We start from the raw sequence: 16,199 nt of genomic DNA, 5'->3' as shown, positions 1-16,199 counted from the left end.
ACGGCCGGGCGGGAGGGCGCGGAATGTTTGCCTATCTGGTGCGGCGCCTGTTCCTGATGCTCGTGACCCTGTTCGGGATCTCGGTCGTCATCTTCTTCCTGCTGCGCATCGTGCCCGGCAACATCGTCGATATCCTGTTCGCCGCGGCCGGATATGTCGATCCCGCCGACAAGGCCAGTCTCGAGAAAGAGCTCGGCATCGACCAGCCGCTGGTCGTGCAATACTGGCACTGGATCAGCGGTTTTCTGCGCGGCGACTTTGGCTACTCCTATGTCTCGGAGAAGCCGGCGCTTCAGGAGATCTTGCCGCGGATCCCGATCACCGCCCGGCTCGCCGGCCTCGCGCTGCTGTTCTCGGCCTCGATCGGCATTCCGCTCGGCGTCATCAGCGCGGTGAAGCAGGGCACGCGGCTTGACTATGCGCTGCGCGTCGTCAGTCTCAGCGGATTGTCCCTGCCCTCGTTCTGGCTCGGCCTGCTGATCCTCACTGCTTCTGTGGCGATGTTCAACCAGATGCCGATTTTCAATCCGAACCCCGCTACCTGGCTGGAAGCGTTCGCAACCTACGCCGTGCCAGCCGCAGCCGTCGGCTTCCGTAGCGCGGCGCTCACGATGCGGATCACCCGTTCATCGATGCTCGAGGTACTTCGGCAGGACTACATCCGCACCGCGCGCGCCAAAGGCGCCTCCGATGCCGCGGTCAACTACAAGCATGCGCTGAAGAACGCGATCCTGCCCGTCATCACCGTGATTGGCATCGAGGCGGCATTCCTGATCGGCGGCCTCATCGTGACGGAGACCGTGTTCAACATCCCCGGCGTCGCACGCTTCCTGGTCGAAGCGATCCGTTGGCGCGATTATCCGATCGTGCAGAACCTCGTGATGCTGATTGCGGTGGTGGTGGTGAGCGCGAATTTCATCGTCGACATGTTGTACGCGGTGTTTGACCCGCGGATCAGGTACACGGACTAGGAGAGATGTTTGGCCGCGATCGACTATCACGTTGAACTGAGGCGCGCTGGTGCACATGCGACCGGGGGCTGGCGGCGCGTGCTGTTTCTGGCGCAACGGCACGTGCTGGGCGCAGCCGGTCTCGTCATCATGACGCTGTTCGTGCTCACCGCGATCTTCGCGGACTTCATCGCGCGCTACGACCCGCTGACGATCGATTCGACCCGCGCGCTGATGCGCCCGAGCCTCGCACACTGGATGGGCACGGATTCGTTCGGCCGCGACGTCTTCAGCCGCATCATCCACGGTGCGCGTATCTCGCTCGCCGTCGGCATCGGCTCGACCGCACTCGGCGGCACGATCGGCGTCATCGTCGGGCTGACATCCGGCTATCTCTCCGGCTGGGTCGACCTGGTATTCCAGCGCGTCTCCGACGTCCTCCAGGCGCTGCCGCTGCTGGTGCTGGCCCTGATCATGACGGCGGCACTCGGTCCGTCGCTGCCGAACGTCATCATCGCCATCGCCATTCCGCTGATCCCGACCGTGTCGCGTGTCGTCCGCGCCAACACGCTGGCGCTGCGCGAACTGCCCTTTGTCGAAGCCGCCAAGTCGATCGGCATGAGCGAGGTGCGTATCGCGCTGCGCCACGTTCTGCCGAATACGCTGGCGCCGCTGATCGTGCTCGCCACCGCGCAGCTCGGCTCCACGATTCTCACCGAAGCCTCGCTTTCCTTCCTGGGCCTCGGCATTCCCGAGCCTTATCCATCCTGGGGCCGCATGCTGTCGGAATCCGCCGCCGAATATGTCCGCACCGCACCCTGGCTGGTGATCTTCCCGGGCATCGCCATCAGCCTCGCCGTGTTCGGCGCCAACCTGTTCGGCGACGCCCTGCGCGACATCCTCGATCCCCGGCAGCGCGGCTGATGGCGAACAAATCCGATCTCGTGCTCGAGGTAAAGAACCTGAAGACGGTGTTCTTCACCAATTCGGGGCTGTTCAAGGCCGTTGACGACCTCTCCTTCACCGTCAGGCGAGGCCAGACGCTGGCGATCGTGGGCGAGTCCGGCTGCGGCAAGAGCGTCACCGCGCTGTCGCTGATGCGGCTGGTGCCCGATCCGCCCGGCCGCATCGTCGGCGGCTCCGTCACGCTTGAAGGTACCGATCTGCTGGCGCTCGATGAAGCGCAAATGCGGGCTATCAGAGGCAACCGCATCTCGATGATCTTCCAGGAGCCGATGACCTCGCTCAATCCGGTGATGCGGATCGGCGACCAGATCGCCGAGGCGGTACGGCTGCATCGCGCGATGCCGGCTGGAGAGGCCCGTGACATCGCAGTCGAGATGCTGCGGCTGGTGCGCATCCCCGAGCCGGCGCGGCGCGCGCGGGAATATCCGCATCAACTCTCCGGCGGCATGCGCCAGCGGGCGATGATCGCGATGGCATTGACGTGCCGGCCGGCGCTGCTGATCGCGGACGAGCCGACCACCGCGCTGGACGTCACCATCCAGGCGCAGATCCTGGCGCTGATCCTCGATCTTCAGAAGGAGCTCGGCACCGGGCTCGTGCTGATCACGCATGATCTCGGCGTTGTCGCGCAGACCGCACAGCGCGTCATCGTGATGTATGCGGGCCGGAAGGTGGAGGAAGCCAGCGTCGAGGCGCTGTTCGCCGCGCCAAAGCATCCCTACACGCGCGGGCTGATGGCCTCGATCCCGGCGGTGCCCGCGTCCGGCGTTCCGGCGCAGGCGCGGCTGAACGAGATTCCCGGCACCGTGCCGTCGCTGGTGCGATTGCCGCCGGGCTGCGCCTTCGCGCCGCGCTGCAAGCTCGCGATCAAGCGCTGCGAGACCGAATATCCACCGCTCGCGGATTGGGGCGGCGGCCATCTTGCCGCCTGCTGGCGCGCGGCCGACGTGGCGGAGGTGGCATGACCGAGGCCCTGCTCGAAGTCACCGGCCTGACAAAGCACTATCCGGTGCGTGCCGGCGTTTTGCGCCGGCAGGTCGGCACCGTACACGCGGTCGACGGCGTCTCGTTCTCGGTAGGCGTTGGCGAAACGTTGGGGCTGGTTGGCGAATCCGGCTGCGGCAAATCGACGGTCGCGCGCAGCGTGCTGAGACTGGTCGAGCCGACCTCGGGTCAGATCCGCCTCGACGGCGAGGACATCACGCATCTGTCCAAGACCGCACTGCGGCCGCATCGCCGTTCGATGCAGATCGTGTTCCAGGACCCGTTCGCCTCGCTCAACCCGCGCATGACCGCGGGCGATATCGTCGGAGAGCCGCTGGCCGTGCATGGCCTCGCCAGCGGCAAGGCGCTGGAGGCGCGCACCGCAAAACTGTTCGAGCAGGTCGGCCTGCGGCCCGACCAGATGCGCAACTTCCCGCATCAATTTTCCGGCGGCCAGCGCCAGCGCATCTGCATCGCACGGGCGCTCGCGCTCGGGCCGCGCCTGATCGTCTGCGACGAGCCGGTCTCAGCGCTCGACGTCTCGATCCAGGCGCAGGTGATCAATCTGCTGATCGATTTGCAACGCGAGCACCATTTCTCCTACCTCTTCATCGCCCACGACCTCGCCGTGGTCGCCCATATCAGCCATCGCGTGGCCGTGATGTATCTCGGCCGCATCGTCGAGATATCAGACAAGGACGAGCTGTTCCGTAACCCGCGCCATCCCTACACGCAGGCTCTGCTCGCCTCGGTGCCGATTGCCAACCCGCTGGCGAAGAAGCTCGCGCCGCTGGTCGACGGCGACGTGCCAAGCCCGGTCAATCCGCCGCCGGGTTGCGCGTTTCACACGCGCTGCCGGTTTGCGATGGAGCGGTGCAGGACGGAGCGACCAACGCTGGTGGATGCTGGTGATGGACACCAGGTGGCGTGCTTGTTGAATGAGGGGACCGGGCGGAGCAACGCGATCCCGTAGGGTGGGCAAAGCGCAGCGTGCCCACCATTCAAACGACATCGCGGCACGATGGTGGGCACGGCGCTTTGCGCCTTTGCCCACCCTACGCGACCGCGTTCGCGGCACTACCCCGCGCCGACCTCCGCCACGATCCTGCCGGTCGTGACCTGCTCGCCCTCGGTGACGTTGATCGCTGCTACCACACCGTCGATGCCGGCCTTGTGGACATGCTCCATTTTCATCGCTTCCAGCGTCAGCACCGGCTGGCCCGCGGTGACGCGGTCACCCGGCTTGACCACGACGGCGACGACGCGGCCGTTCATGGCGGCGCGGACTTTGCCGTCACCGCCGTGGCTTGCGGCGGCCTTTGGGGCGGCGAGGGTGAGATCGGTGACCGCGAGCGGGATGCCACGGTGCTGGATGTAGAGACGGTCGCCATCGCGCAGGAACTTTGCGCTGTCCATCACACCGTCGTGGTGGAAGCGAATGGCGGCGGCATCGAGCTGGTCGATCTCGAATGTGTCCCGGCATCCGTCTTTGGCGACGGCGTAGCTGCCGTCGCGCTCGCGCGTAACCTCGAACTCGTGCGTATGGCCAGAGATTTCCACTTTCGCCGGCAACGGGAACGTTGCCGCAAGGCTCCGGCCGCTACGCCAAGGGGGCGCCTGCGGATTGGTCACGTACAGCAGAAGACCGGCGAGCGCTGCGCCGAATGCGCTGTTGGCCGGCGGCGCCAACAGCTCGTCGCGATGCGCGCCGATGAAGGCCGTGGTCGCCTCGCCCTTGGCGAAGCCGGGATGTCGCAGGCAGGACAGCAGGAACGCCTGATTGGTCGTCACGCCGAGAGCGACGAGCTGCTCCAGACCGACGATCAATCGCCCCCGTGCCTCCTCGCGCGTCGCGCCATGGCTGATCACCTTGGCGATCATGGAATCGTAGAATGGTGCGATCTCCGTGCCCGATTGCAGCGCGTGCTCGACGCGGATGCCATCCGGCACCTGCCAGCACGCCATCCGGCCGGACTGCGGCATGAAATCCTGCGCGGCATCTTCGGAGCAGAGCCGCACCTCGATGGCGTGGCCGGAGAAGCGGACGTCCTGCTGCTTCAGCGGCAATGGCTCGCCGCGTGCGATGCGCAGCTGCAGCTCGACGAGATCGAGCCCGGTGATCGCCTCGGTGACGGGATGCTCGACCTGGAGGCGCGTGTTCATCTCCATAAAATAGAATTCGCCGTTTGGGTCGAGCAGGAACTCCAGCGTACCGGCGCCCTCGTAGCGCAGTGCCTTCACCGCGGCGACCGCGACCTCGCCCATCTTCGCGCGCAGCTCCGGCGTGACCGCGGGCGATGGCGCCTCCTCGATCAGCTTCTGATGCCGACGTTGCACCGAACAATCGCGCTCGCCGAGATGGATGGCGTTGCCGTGGCTATCGCCGAACACTTGGATCTCGATGTGGCGGGGATTCCGGATGGCACGTTCGAGAATGACAGTGGGGTCGCCGAATGCCGCCTTCGCCTCCGACCGTGCGCTGCGCAGCGCATCCGGGAAGGAGGTCGCATCGGTGACGAGCCGCATGCCACGGCCGCCGCCACCGGCGACCGCCTTGATCATCACGGGGAAGCCGATCTTCCTGGCCTCCGCGAGCATGACCTCGTCGCCCTGGTCAGCGCCTTGATAGCCGGGCACGATAGGTACGCCGGCCTTCTTCATGATCTCCTTGGCGCCGGCCTTGTTGCCCATCGCCGAAATCGCCTGCGGCGACGGGCCGATGAAGACGAGGCCGGCATCCTTGCAGGCCTGTGCAAAATCCTCGTTCTCGGCGAGGAAGCCGTAGCCGGGATGCACGGCATCCGCACCGCTGGCTTTGGCGGCGGCAATGATGGCGGGGATGTTGAGATAGGATTGAGCGGGCAAGGCTTCGCCGATGCGCACGGCCTGGTCCGCCTGCCGCACATGGAGCGCATCGCGATCGGCATCCGAATAGACCGCGACGACGCCAAGGCCGAGCCGCCGCGCGCTGCGCATCACGCGGAGCGCGATCTCGCCGCGATTGGCAATCAGAATCTTTAAGAACGGCCGGTGCTGCACTGATCCGTTCCTCATGGGCGGGCCACCGAGAACTGCATGCGCTGAGGCGTGCGTGCGTCGCCTTCGCGGCAGATCGCGAGCACTTCGGACAGCACCGCGCGGGTGTCGCGCGGATCGATGACGCCGTCGTCGAGCACGCGCGCGCTGGTCGAGAACACGTCCATCTGGCCGTCGAACACGCCGATGATCTGCGCCTTCATGGCCTCCAACTTTTCCTTCTCGACCGGCTTGCCGCGGCGGGCTGCGGCGGCCTCGGTCACGATCGCCATGGTCTCGGCGGCCTGCTCGCCGCCCATCACCGCGGTCCTGGCGTTCGGCCATGAGAAGCAGAAGCGCGGATGGAAGCCGCGGCCGCACATGCCGTAATTGCCGGCGCCGAACGAGGCGCCGCAATAGATCGTGATCTGCGGCACCGTCGCCGACGTCACCGCCTGGATCATCTTCGAGCCGTGCTTGATCATGCCGGCTTCTTCATAAGCCTTGCCGACCATGTAGCCGGTGGTGTTGTTGAGATAGAGGATCGGCGTGCGGGTCTGGCAGCAGGCCTGAATGAAATGCGTCGCCTTGTTGGCGCCGGCGGGATCGAGCGGGCCGTTATTGGTGATGATGCCGATCGCCTGCCCCTCGATGCGAGCATGGCCGCAGACGGTGGCAGGACCGTAGTTCGGTGCCATCTCGGTGAAATCGGAGTCATCGATGATACGCGCTATCACCTGCTTCATGTCGACGGGTCGCTTATGGTCCATCGGCATAATGCCGAGCAATTCGTCCTGGTCGTAGCGCGGCGGATTGAACTGCGGATTCGCCCTGCCCGGCCGCTCCCATTCCAGCGCCGCCATGATCTCGCGCGCGATCCGAAGTGCGTCGCGATCGTCCTCGGCGAGGTAATCACCGAGGCCGGACACTTGCGTGTGCATCTCGGCGCCGCCGAGCTCTTCCTCGGTCGCGACTTCACCGGTGGCGGCCTTCAGCAGCGGCGGTCCGGCAAGAAAGGCGCGGGTGCGACCGCGGACCATGACGATATAGTCCGACAGGCCCGTCTGGTAGGCGCCGCCTGCGGTGGACGAACCGTGCGTAACGGTGACGACCGGAAGCCCCGCTGCGGAAAGGCGCGCGAGATTGCGAAAGATGTTGCCGCCGCGGACGAAATCCTCGACGCGGTAGCGCAACAGATTGGCGCCGGCGCTTTCGACGAGCTGGACGTAAGGCAGCCTGTTCTCCAGCGCGAGCTCCTGCACGCGAATCGTCTTGTCGAGGCCGTAGGGCTGCAGCGCGCCGGCGTCGATGCCGGCGTCGTTGGCGCTGACCATGCAGCGGATACCCGAGACGAAGCCGATGCCGGCGATGACGCCGCCACCGGGCACGCTCTTGTTCGCGTCCGGCACGTCGAACATGTAGCCGGCGAGCGTCGACAGCTCGATGAAGGGCGCGCCGGGATCGAGCACCAGCGCGACGCGCTCGCGCGGCAGCAATTGCCCCCGCTTGTGGAAGCGGTCCTTGGCCGCGGCGGATGCGTCGCGCGTACGCTCTTCCAACGCGCGCATGCGATCGATCAGGCCGAGCATGCCGTCGCGGTTGGCATGGTAGGCGGCACTGCCGGGAGAAATGGTGTTCTCGAGAATGGACATGACTTGATCCTGCTCGCCATTGCGAGGAGCGAAGCGACGAAGCAATCCAGACTGCCTCAGCGGAAAGACTCTGGATTGCTTCGCTGCGCTCGCAATGACGGGTGAGGCGATACCTTACCTGTTCGTCCCAAAGATCTTCCGCGCCTCGGCGGGGCTCGCGATGTCGCGGCCGGCACGGCGGGCGCAGGCGGCGATGGCCTCGATCAGCTGGCCGTTCGACGTCACCTTCTTGCCGTCGGCGAGATAGAAGGCGTCCTCGAGCCCGGTGCGCAGATGACCGCCAAGCTCGGCGCAACGCTGGTGCAGCGGCCAGATCTCTTCGCGACCGATCGCGGTGACCTGAAAATGCGCCTCGGGGCGCTTCAGCTTGATCAGGATCGGCAGCAGATCGGGATCTGACGGCATGCCGGACGCCACACCCATCACGAAGTTGTATTCGAGCGGGCCGCTGTACATGCCGACCTGATGGTACATGCCGACGCAGCGAACGATGCCGACATCGAAGCATTCGAACTCGGGAATGGTGCCGACCGCGTTCATGACGTCGAGATAGTCCTTTACCTTCTCGACCGCGTTGTCGAACATCATCGGCGGCCAGGCCCAGGTGTTGTCTGCCTTGACCTTCAGGTAGTTCAAAGAGCCGGCATTGCATGCAGCGATCTCAGGCTTGGTCTCGCGGATGCAATCGAGCGCGCCGCTGTAGTTCGGCCCGGAGACGCCCGATGTGTGGTTGATGATCACACCGGGGCAGGCTTCGCGGATCGCCTGCTGGATCTCTCTGCTGACACTGACCTCCCAGGACGGCAGATGCCCCTTGCCCGGCGCCTGCTGGCGCAGATGGATGTGCATGACGCTGGCGCCGGCGTCGAACGCAGCCCTGGCCTCGCGCGCCATCTGCTCGGGCGTCACGGGAACATTGTGCTGCTTCGGGTCGGTGAGCACGCCGTTCAGCGCGCAGGTGATGACGGCCTTGTCGCTCATGCCACTAATGTCTCGCACGTTGAGAATTCAACGCTTGCGATCATGTGACGCGCGGCATGCAGCTTCTTGCGCGGAGAAGCTGGAAAACGGCAAGCTTTGGTCGGGCGGGTTAGCCGAAGGCGTAACCCACCACTTCTGTCGCCGCGGGGACCAGGAGGTGGATTACGCCTTCGGCTAATCCACCCTACCAGAACGATGCTAGCTCGCTTCCGCCAGCCTCACCGTCTCGGTGCTGCGATAGATTGCAAGATCCCGCGAGCCGACGAAGATCGCGCGCGGCTTGAGACCGTAGAAGCGGCGGATCGAATGGCTGAAGTGGGTCGAGTCGGGGTAGCCGATGTCCTGCGCGAGATGGGCGAGGTTGAGGTCCTGGTTGGCGAAGTGCAGCAGATGCCGCGCACGCTTCCAGGCGCGGAAGGAACGGAAGGAGATGCCGGTCTCCTCCTTGAACAGATGCAGGAAGCGCGAGGCGGAGAGACCTGCATCCGCGGCACATGTATCCGCCGTCACGGGCTCGCCCGTGAAGCGACCGATGCGAGCGACGGCACGCATCACGCGCGGGTCGAGCACACGGCGCTGCAGCGCCTCGCCAAAGCACATCTCGTCGAATTCGGCGGTGGTGATGTCGCCATAGCGGCGCTGGCGCAGCAGCGCGTAGGCGGCGAGGATCTTGCGGGCGTAGAGCGCGCTGTCGGGCCCTGTCAGCCGTTGGGCCAAGGTCTCGATCACGCCGTCCGGCATGCTTTCCGGCTCGAGCTGTCACGCTGATCGCCGTGCGATAGTCGCTGGCAATGGAATGCCGCTGGTTCGGCATGGTGACGAACAGCTCACTGGTAGCGAGGGCGTCGTCGATCGTCAGATGCAAATTGCCCTTCACGGCCACATAGACGTGGCAGCAGCCGGGGGTCCGCTTGCGAGGGCGGCCGAGCAGACCGGCATAGAAAACCCGCTCGGGTGTGATCAGCATCAGGTGGTCGGATTCGCGACCGATAGCTTCCATTGGGATCCTCCTCGCGCGGCTCTGTGGCCGCTGCGGACGGAGATCACCTTAGCGGAAATTCGGGCGCTGTCACGGCAGGATAGCGCTATCATGGAGCGCAAAACATCATCATTCCGGGACGTCCAGAGGACGAAACCGGAACTGGCAAGCAGCAGCTTCATCAGCCGATGAAGCTACGCCTTCGCACGCGGCGCAACATTCTGTTCGGCGCCGGCCTTTTGCTCTGCAGCAACCGCGCGCTTGAAGCCATCGCGCTGCTGCAATCGTGCCCAATAGGCTGCGACATTTGGCCCAAAGTCCTTGGCCAAGCCAATGTTATCGGCGAGGCGGAGTGCGTAGCCGATCACGATGTCGGCGGCGGTGAAGCGGCCGCACAAGGTTTCAGCATTCGCGGTCGCTGCCTCGACGGCGCGCAGCCTCCCCAAAAACCATTTTGCATAGTCGCCGGCGACCTGCGGATTGCGGCGCTCCTCCGGCTCGAGCTGGGTGTACCGGAGCACCAGCGTCTGCGGGAAGGTTAACGTGGCGTCGCTGAAATACATCCAGTTCAGGAAGGCGCCATAGGCGGGATCCCCGGGTCCGACCATCAGCGGCGTCGGCCCATGCTTGATTCCGAGATAGTGGCAGATGCCGGAGGATTCGGTCATCCTGGTCTCGCCATCGATCATGAAGGGAATGGTGCCCAGCGGATTGACCGCAAGGTACTCCTTGGCGAAGACGCGCGGCGGGAACGGCAGCATCTTCAATTCGTAGGGAAGGCCCATCTCTTCCAGCATCCAGAGCGGACGGAACGAGCGCGCGGCGTCGCAGTGATAGAGCGTGATCATCAGGCGTTCCCCTTACTTCCCGGCAGCGTGCCCATCATCTTGCACAGAACCATCAGCATGACCTCGTCGGCGCCGCCGCCGATCGAAGTCAGGCGGCTGTCGCGATAGGCACGGCTGACCGGCGTCTCGTTCGTAAAGCCCATTCCGCCCCAATATTGCAAGCAGGCATCGGTCAGCTCGCGCCCGAGCCGCCCTGCTTTCAGCTTGGCCATGGTCGCAAGCCGCGTCACATCCTCTCCGGCCACCAGCGCTTCGGCGGCGCGATAGATCAGCGCGCGCAGCAGCTCGACCTCGGTCTGCATCTCCGCAAGCTTGAAGTGTACGACCTGGTTGTCGAGGATGCTCTGGCCGAATGCCTTGCGGTTGCGGGTGTATTCGATGGTCTGGTCGATGATGTATTCATGCGACTTCAGGCAGGCGGCCGCGCCCCAGAGCCGTTCCTCCTGGAACTGGATCATCTGGTAGGTGAAGCCCTTACCCTCCTCGCCGATCCGGTTGCGCTTGGGCACACGGACATCGTCGAAGAAGATCTGCGCAGTGTCGGAGGAGCGCATCCCCATCTTGTCAAGCTTTCGCGCGACGTTGACGCCCCTGCTCTTCATGGGAACGCAGATCAGCGACTTGTTGCGGTGAACAGGGCCATCGCCGGTGTTGGCGAGCAGGCAGATCCAGTCGGCCTGGGTGCCGTTGGTGATCCACATCTTGCCGCCGTTGATGACGTAGTCGTCGCCGTCCGAGCGCGCATTTGTCTTGATCGAAGCGACGTCGGAGCCGGCACCTGGCTCGGAGACACCGATGCAGGCGACGAAGTCGCCCGAGATCGACGGGCTGAGAAACTCGCGCCGCACCTCGTCCGAGCCGAACCGCGCCAGCGCCGGCGTCGCCATGTCGGTCTGCACCCCGATCGCCATCGGCACGCCGCCGCAGGTGATGGCGCCGAGCTCTTCCGCCATCATCAGCGCGTAGGAATAGTCGAGGCCGGAGCCGCCGAACTCGACCGGCTTGTTCAATCCAAGAAAGCCGAGGCTGCCCATCTTCTTGAACAGCTCGTGCGCCGGGAAGATGTCGGCCTTCTCCCATTCATCGACATGAGGATTGATCTCGGCGGCGATGAACTTTTGCAGGCTTCGGCGGATGTCGTCGTGGTCGGTGGTGAACAGCATTTGTGTCAGCTCAGCTCTCGGTATCTCTGATGTGCTCGTCATGGCCGGGCTTGTCCCGGCCATCCACGCCTTTGTCAGACCGTGGCAAGAACGTGGATGCCCGGGACAAGCCCGCGCATGACGGAGAAGACGTTCACAACCCCATCTGCCGCGACGCGAGATCCTTCATGATCTCCTCGGTGCCGCCGCCGATGGCGTTGACCTTGACCTCGCGGTAGATGCGCTCGGCCTTGATGCCGCGCATGAAGCCGGCGCCGCCAAAAATCTGCACCGCCTCCGAGGCGCAGAACGCCATGGTCTGCGTCGCCTGGTTCTTCATCATGCAGATTTCCGCAACCGGGCTCTCACCCTGCTCCAGCCGCCAGGCCAGCATCTCCAGCATGGCCTGCGACGCGGCAACCTTCTGCGCCATGTCGACGATCTTGTGGCGAATGACCTGGTGCTGGGCGAGCGGCTTGCCGAAGGTCTTGCGCTCCCTTGCATACGCGACCGCTTCATCGAGACAGACCCGCGCGAAGGCCGTGCAGCCTGCAGCCATGCCCATGCGCTCGCTGTTGAAGTTCTGCATGATGATCTTGAAGCCCTGCCCCTCCTCGCCGATCAGATTGTCCGCCGGGACGCGACATTCGTCAAAATGCAGCGTCGCGGTGTCGGAGGCCCACCAGCCCATCTTCTTCAGCTTGGTGCGCGACAGGCCGGGGGTGTCGCCCTCGATCAGGAGCAGGCTGACGCCGCCGGCGCCCTCGCCGCCAGTGCGCACCGCAACGGTCAGATAGTCCGCCCGCATCCCGGAGGTGATGAACGTCTTCTCACCGCTCACGACGTAGTGATCACCATCGCGCCGCGCTTTGGTCCGGAGTCCCGCGACATCGGAGCCGCCTCCCGGCTCGGTGATCGCCAGCGCGGAAATCTTCTCACCGGACAGCACCTGCGGCAGCACCCGCGCTTTCACATCAGGGCGCGCCGCCCGCGCGATCGGCGGCGAGCCGATCGTGTGGCTCATCAGGCTGGCGCTGATGCCGCCGGCCCCGGCGCGTGCCAATTCCTGGCTCGCGACGATCTTCATGAACTGGTCGGCGGCGCTCCCGCCATATTCCTCGGGGAATCCGAGCCCCAACAGCCCGATCTCGGCCGCCTTGCGATAGAGCACGCGAGGAAATTCACCGGCCTCGTCCCATTCATGGGCGAACGGCGTGATCTCCTTGTCGACGAAGCGCCGCATCACGTCGCGGAAGGCGTCGTGCTCGGCGGTATAGAACGGGCTCTTCATTGCGCTCGCCTCGCTGGCGGATTCGTCCCCGTCCACCATGGCCGGAACGATAGCGGTTCACTTGCGCCGAGTGGCTGGCCCACAGAGCCGTTTGGAGCCTGAGTATCGCACTAGCAACTCAACGCAAGACGATTTTCGTCCCCCGCAGGCCAACTCCAAGTCAAAGACCAACTCAAAAAGAAGTGCTGCACAAAACTCCGGCTGGCCCCCCAAGGGCCATGCCGGGCATGGTGCATGACCATAAAAATGCAGGCGGCACCAGGCCGCCGAGGGAGGAATTTGTGGCCGTTCGTTACTACGACTGGATCGCTCATCATGGCCGCCGCACGCCTGACAAGGTCGCGGTCATCGACCTCGCCAGCGAGCGCCGCTTCACCTATTCGCAGCTCGATGCGCGTGTCGCGCGCTTGGCTGGCTTCCTCCGTGACAGTCTCAAGGTCGCGCGCGGCGACCGGGTCGCGGTGCTGGCGCTGAACACGACCGATACGCTCGAGGTGCAATTCGCCTGCGGGCGTCTCGGTGCGATCTTCGTGCCGCTCAACACCCGCCTCACCGTTCCCGAGCTTCAGTTCATCACCGGCGACTGTGCGCCAAAAGTGATGATCCACGACACCGATCTCGCCGACACCGCGCTGAGCGTTGCAAGGCTCTGCAACGTCGCAACCAGCCTGCTGCTCGGTCCCGGCGGCACCTATGAAGCCGGCATCGCCGCCGCCAAGCCTCTCGACCGTGCCGAAGAGGTCACGCTCGATGACGTCTCGACCATCATGTACACGTCGGGCACCACGGGGCATCCGAAGGGCGCAACCATTACCCATGGCATGACGTTCTGGAATTGCGTCAATCTCGGCGGCCCCGCCTGCATCGGGCCGGCCTCGGTGCTGCTCACCGTGCTGCCGCTGTTCCACACCGGCGGGCTGAACTGCTACACCAATCCGGTGCTGCATGCCGGCGGCACCGTGCAGATCATGCGTGCCTTCGATCCCGGTGTCGCGCTCGGTCTGATCAACGATCCCGCGCAGGGCATCAACGTATTCTTCGGCGTGCCCGCGATCTACCAGTTCATGGCGCAGCATCCGGCTTTCGCGACCACCGATCTCGGCCGGCTGATCGTCGGCGGTGTCGGCGGCGCGCCGATGCCGGTGCCGCTGCTGAAAGTCTGGGAGGCGCGCGGCGTCGCGCTTCAACAAGGCTACGGCATGACCGAGACCTCGCCCGCAGTGCTGGTGCTCGACCGCGAGGACGCGGCGCGGAAAGCCGGCTCCGCCGGCAAGCCGGTGCTGCACACGGAGGTGCGCATCGTCCGTCCCGACGGCAGCGACGCCGATGTCGGCGAACTCGGCGAGCTCTGGGTTCGGGGGCCGAACATCACACCCGGCTACTGGAACAGGCCGGAAGCGAACAAGACGTCCTTCACCGACGGCTGGCTGCACACCGGCGACGCGACACGCATCGACGACGAAGGCTTCTACTACATCGTCGACCGCTGGAAGGACATGTACATCTCCGGTGGCGAGAACGTCTATCCGGCGGAGGTCGAGAACGTCCTGCACCAGCTCAATGCCATCGCGGAAGCGGCCGTGATCGGCATTCCCGACGCGCAATGGGGCGAGGTGGGTCTCGCCATCGTCGCGGTCAAACCCGGCCAGCAGCTGACCGAGGCCGATGTCTTCGCGCACTGCGCGGCGAATCTGGCGCGGTTCAAATGTCCGCGACAGGTCCGCTTCGTCGATGCCCTGCCGCGCAACGCGACCGGCAAGATCCACAAGCCGACCTTGCGCAAGGACTTTTCCGTCGCCTCGGAAGTCGACAGGAAAGTCGCCAACGCCTGATTAAAGCGCCCCTTTCGGGCGCTTTTCTTTTCGACGTGCCTGCCCAACCAGAAGAAGCCTCAAAGAGAAACCCCAAGGAATTTCCATGAACAAGAAACTTTCCCTGCTCGCCGCGGCAACCGCGCTAACGTTGCTCACGACCCAGGGCGCTTACGCGCAGAAGAAATACGACACGGGCGCCACCGACACCGAAATCAAGATCGGCAATGTCGAGGCCTATTCCGGCCCCGCTTCCGCCTACGGCATCATCGGCAAGACTGAAGACGCCTATTTCAAGATGATCAACGACCAGGGCGGCATCAACGGCCGCAAGATCAATTTCATCTCCTACGACGACGGCTACTCGCCGCCGAAGACGGTGGAGCAGGTGCGCAAGCTGATCGAGAGCGACGAAGTCTTTCTCGTCTTCAACGCGCTGGGCACACCGACCCAGACCGCCGTGCAAAAATATCACAACGCCAAGAAGGTGCCGCAGCTCTTCCTCGCCACCGGCGCCAGCAAGTGGAACGATCCGAAAGCCTTCCCGTGGACCATGGGCTTCCAGCCCAGCTACCGGGTCGAGGCGCGGATCTTCGCGAAATACATCATGAAGGCAAAGCCCGACGCCAAGGTCGCGATCTTCTATGCCAATGATGATTTCGGCAAGGATTACGTCGCCGGCATCAAGGAGATCTTCGGCGAGAAGGCGTCCTCGCTCATCGTCGCGGAAGAGAGCTATGAGACCACCGAGCCGTCGATCGATTCCCACATCGTCAAGCTGAAGGGCACCGGCGCCAACGTCTTCGTCAATATCGCGACGCCGAAATTCGCGGCACAGGCGATCAAGAAGATCGCCGAGCTCGAATGGAAGCCGATGCAAGTGATGACCGACGTGTCGATCTCGATCGGCGCCGTCATGCAGCCGGCGGGGCTGGATGCTTCGGAAGGCGTGTTGTCGGCGACCTATCTGAAGGACGCGTCGGATCCACAGTGGAAGGATGACGAAGGCATGAAGAAGTTCATGGCCTTCATCGAAAAATACATGCCCGGCGCCAATGTGTCCGATACCAATCTGGTCTACGGATACGCCGCCGCGCAGACTATGGTGCAGACGCTCAAGCAATGCGGCGACGATCTGACCCGGGCGAACGTGATGAAGCAGGCTGCGAGCCTGAAGGATTTCGCACCCGACGTGCTGATCCCCGGCATCAAGATCAACACCAATCCGAACGACTTCGCTCCGATCGAGCAGCTCAAGATGATGCAGTTCAAGGGCGGCAAGTGGGACCTGTTCGGCGATATCATCAGCGCCGAAACGGGCGGCTAGTTCGATCGAACCTGCCCGTCTGAAAGACCCGGATAGCGGCCGAGAGGCCGCTATCCCTTTGGCATGCGGTGCCGGACGACCGCTGTCGGCCTCCGGCATGTCCCGACCGACGTCGACGTGCGCGATGGACAAGCCGAGACGGCGCGAATCGCCGATGCCCCTGAGCGCCGGGCAGACCCATGCGAGCGTGGCGATGCCCGATGGCGGCAGATCGAGGCTCAGCATGTAACTGTCGCAACCGATCACGATCCTG

Annotated in this window: 12 protein-coding genes and 1 pseudogene; 6 read left to right on the top strand and 7 right to left on the bottom strand. The window is 64.5% G+C overall.

Features of this window, described 5'->3' with window-relative positions; translation table 11 throughout:
• Nucleotides 1–23 precede the first annotated feature (23 nt).
• Genes ACQ86E_RS15365 through ACQ86E_RS15350 form a run of 4 tightly spaced genes read left to right on the top strand, consistent with a single transcriptional unit; the run spans nucleotide 24 to nucleotide 3,873 of the window.
• Nucleotides 24–971, top strand: a complete 948-nt coding sequence (locus tag ACQ86E_RS15365; protein WP_431206082.1) for an ABC transporter permease — start codon at nucleotides 24–26, stop codon at nucleotides 969–971.
• A 9-nt stretch (nucleotides 972–980) separates the two neighbouring features.
• Nucleotides 981–1,874 carry an ABC transporter permease gene (locus tag ACQ86E_RS15360; RefSeq protein ID WP_431206081.1) on the top strand — a complete coding sequence of 298 codons (894 nt, stop codon included), beginning with the start codon at nucleotides 981–983 and terminating at the stop codon, nucleotides 1,872–1,874.
• Nucleotides 1,874–2,881: an ABC transporter ATP-binding protein gene (locus ACQ86E_RS15355; RefSeq protein ID WP_431206080.1), complete on the top strand. Its 1,008-nt coding sequence runs from the start codon at nucleotides 1,874–1,876 to the stop codon at nucleotides 2,879–2,881. The genes ACQ86E_RS15360 and ACQ86E_RS15355 overlap by 1 nt, the downstream gene beginning before the upstream one ends.
• A complete protein-coding gene (locus tag ACQ86E_RS15350) occupies nucleotides 2,878–3,873 on the top strand; it encodes an ABC transporter ATP-binding protein (RefSeq protein ID WP_431206079.1) in 996 nt (331 codons plus the stop codon). Before ACQ86E_RS15355 ends, ACQ86E_RS15350 begins: the two co-directional genes overlap by 4 nt.
• Before the next feature lie 104 nt (nucleotides 3,874–3,977).
• On the opposite strand, the gene ACQ86E_RS15345 is transcribed toward ACQ86E_RS15350, so the two are convergent.
• The 7 genes and pseudogenes from ACQ86E_RS15345 to ACQ86E_RS15315 form a co-directional block, all read right to left on the bottom strand.
• Entirely contained in the window at nucleotides 3,978–5,954 is a 1,977-nt protein-coding gene (locus tag ACQ86E_RS15345) for an acetyl-CoA carboxylase biotin carboxylase subunit (protein ID WP_431206078.1), read from the bottom strand.
• The gene (locus ACQ86E_RS15340; RefSeq protein WP_431206077.1) at nucleotides 5,951–7,567 is read right to left on the bottom strand and encodes an acyl-CoA carboxylase subunit beta; all 1,617 of its coding nucleotides are present in this window, start codon (nucleotides 7,565–7,567) and stop codon (nucleotides 5,951–5,953) included. Before ACQ86E_RS15340 ends, ACQ86E_RS15345 begins: the two co-directional genes overlap by 4 nt.
• 114 nt (nucleotides 7,568–7,681) lie before the next feature.
• Nucleotides 7,682–8,548, bottom strand: a complete 867-nt coding sequence (locus tag ACQ86E_RS15335; RefSeq protein WP_375312081.1) for a 3-keto-5-aminohexanoate cleavage protein — start codon at nucleotides 8,546–8,548, stop codon at nucleotides 7,682–7,684.
• 198 nt (nucleotides 8,549–8,746) lie between these two features.
• Nucleotides 8,747–9,548: pseudogene (locus tag ACQ86E_RS15330) on the bottom strand (helix-turn-helix domain-containing protein).
• A 173-nt stretch (nucleotides 9,549–9,721) separates the two neighbouring features.
• The gene (locus ACQ86E_RS15325) at nucleotides 9,722–10,375 is read right to left on the bottom strand and encodes a glutathione S-transferase family protein (protein ID WP_431206076.1); all 654 of its coding nucleotides are present in this window, start codon (nucleotides 10,373–10,375) and stop codon (nucleotides 9,722–9,724) included.
• Nucleotides 10,375–11,538: an acyl-CoA dehydrogenase family protein gene (locus ACQ86E_RS15320; protein ID WP_431206481.1), complete on the bottom strand. Its 1,164-nt coding sequence runs from the start codon at nucleotides 11,536–11,538 to the stop codon at nucleotides 10,375–10,377. Before ACQ86E_RS15320 ends, ACQ86E_RS15325 begins: the two co-directional genes overlap by 1 nt.
• 133 nt (nucleotides 11,539–11,671) lie before the next feature.
• A complete protein-coding gene (locus ACQ86E_RS15315) occupies nucleotides 11,672–12,808 on the bottom strand; it encodes an acyl-CoA dehydrogenase family protein (protein WP_431206075.1) in 1,137 nt (378 codons plus the stop codon).
• A gap of 281 nt (nucleotides 12,809–13,089) precedes the next feature.
• On the opposite strand from ACQ86E_RS15315, the gene ACQ86E_RS15310 reads away from it, so the two are divergent.
• Entirely contained in the window at nucleotides 13,090–14,640 is a 1,551-nt protein-coding gene (locus ACQ86E_RS15310; protein ID WP_431206074.1) for an acyl-CoA synthetase, read from the top strand.
• Nucleotides 14,641–14,725: 85 nt separating this feature from the next.
• Nucleotides 14,726–15,946, top strand: a complete 1,221-nt coding sequence (locus ACQ86E_RS15305) for an ABC transporter substrate-binding protein (protein WP_431206073.1) — start codon at nucleotides 14,726–14,728, stop codon at nucleotides 15,944–15,946.
• Nucleotides 15,947–16,199 lie beyond the last annotated feature (253 nt).

Origin of the sequence: Bradyrhizobium betae (assembly GCF_050632175.1) — a bacterium.
Taxonomy (GTDB): Bacteria; Pseudomonadota; Alphaproteobacteria; order Rhizobiales; family Xanthobacteraceae; genus Bradyrhizobium; species Bradyrhizobium betae_B.
The sequence above is the reverse complement of the archived record's forward strand: the minus strand, read 5'-3'. Positions and strand labels throughout refer to the sequence as shown.

What these genes read in the sequence shown, in the direction of transcription:
- ACQ86E_RS15350 (WP_431206079.1), top strand. Translation starts at nt 2,878, where the DNA reads ATGACCGAGGCCCTGCTCGAAGTCACCGGCCTGACAAAGCACTATCCG.
- ACQ86E_RS15365 (WP_431206082.1), top strand. Translation starts at nt 24, where the DNA reads ATGTTTGCCTATCTGGTGCGGCGCCTGTTCCTGATGCTCGTGACCCTG.
- ACQ86E_RS15340 (WP_431206077.1), bottom strand. Translation starts at nt 7,567, where the DNA reads ATGTCCATTCTCGAGAACACCATTTCTCCCGGCAGTGCCGCCTACCAT.
- ACQ86E_RS15345 (WP_431206078.1), bottom strand. Translation starts at nt 5,954, where the DNA reads ATGAGGAACGGATCAGTGCAGCACCGGCCGTTCTTAAAGATTCTGATT.
- ACQ86E_RS15325 (WP_431206076.1), bottom strand. Translation starts at nt 10,375, where the DNA reads ATGATCACGCTCTATCACTGCGACGCCGCGCGCTCGTTCCGTCCGCTC.
- ACQ86E_RS15355 (WP_431206080.1), top strand. Translation starts at nt 1,874, where the DNA reads ATGGCGAACAAATCCGATCTCGTGCTCGAGGTAAAGAACCTGAAGACG.
- ACQ86E_RS15335 (WP_375312081.1), bottom strand. Translation starts at nt 8,548, where the DNA reads ATGAGCGACAAGGCCGTCATCACCTGCGCGCTGAACGGCGTGCTCACC.
- ACQ86E_RS15320 (WP_431206481.1), bottom strand. Translation starts at nt 11,538, where the DNA reads ATGCTGTTCACCACCGACCACGACGACATCCGCCGAAGCCTGCAAAAG.
- ACQ86E_RS15315 (WP_431206075.1), bottom strand. Translation starts at nt 12,808, where the DNA reads ATGAAGAGCCCGTTCTATACCGCCGAGCACGACGCCTTCCGCGACGTG.
- ACQ86E_RS15305 (WP_431206073.1), top strand. Translation starts at nt 14,726, where the DNA reads ATGAACAAGAAACTTTCCCTGCTCGCCGCGGCAACCGCGCTAACGTTG.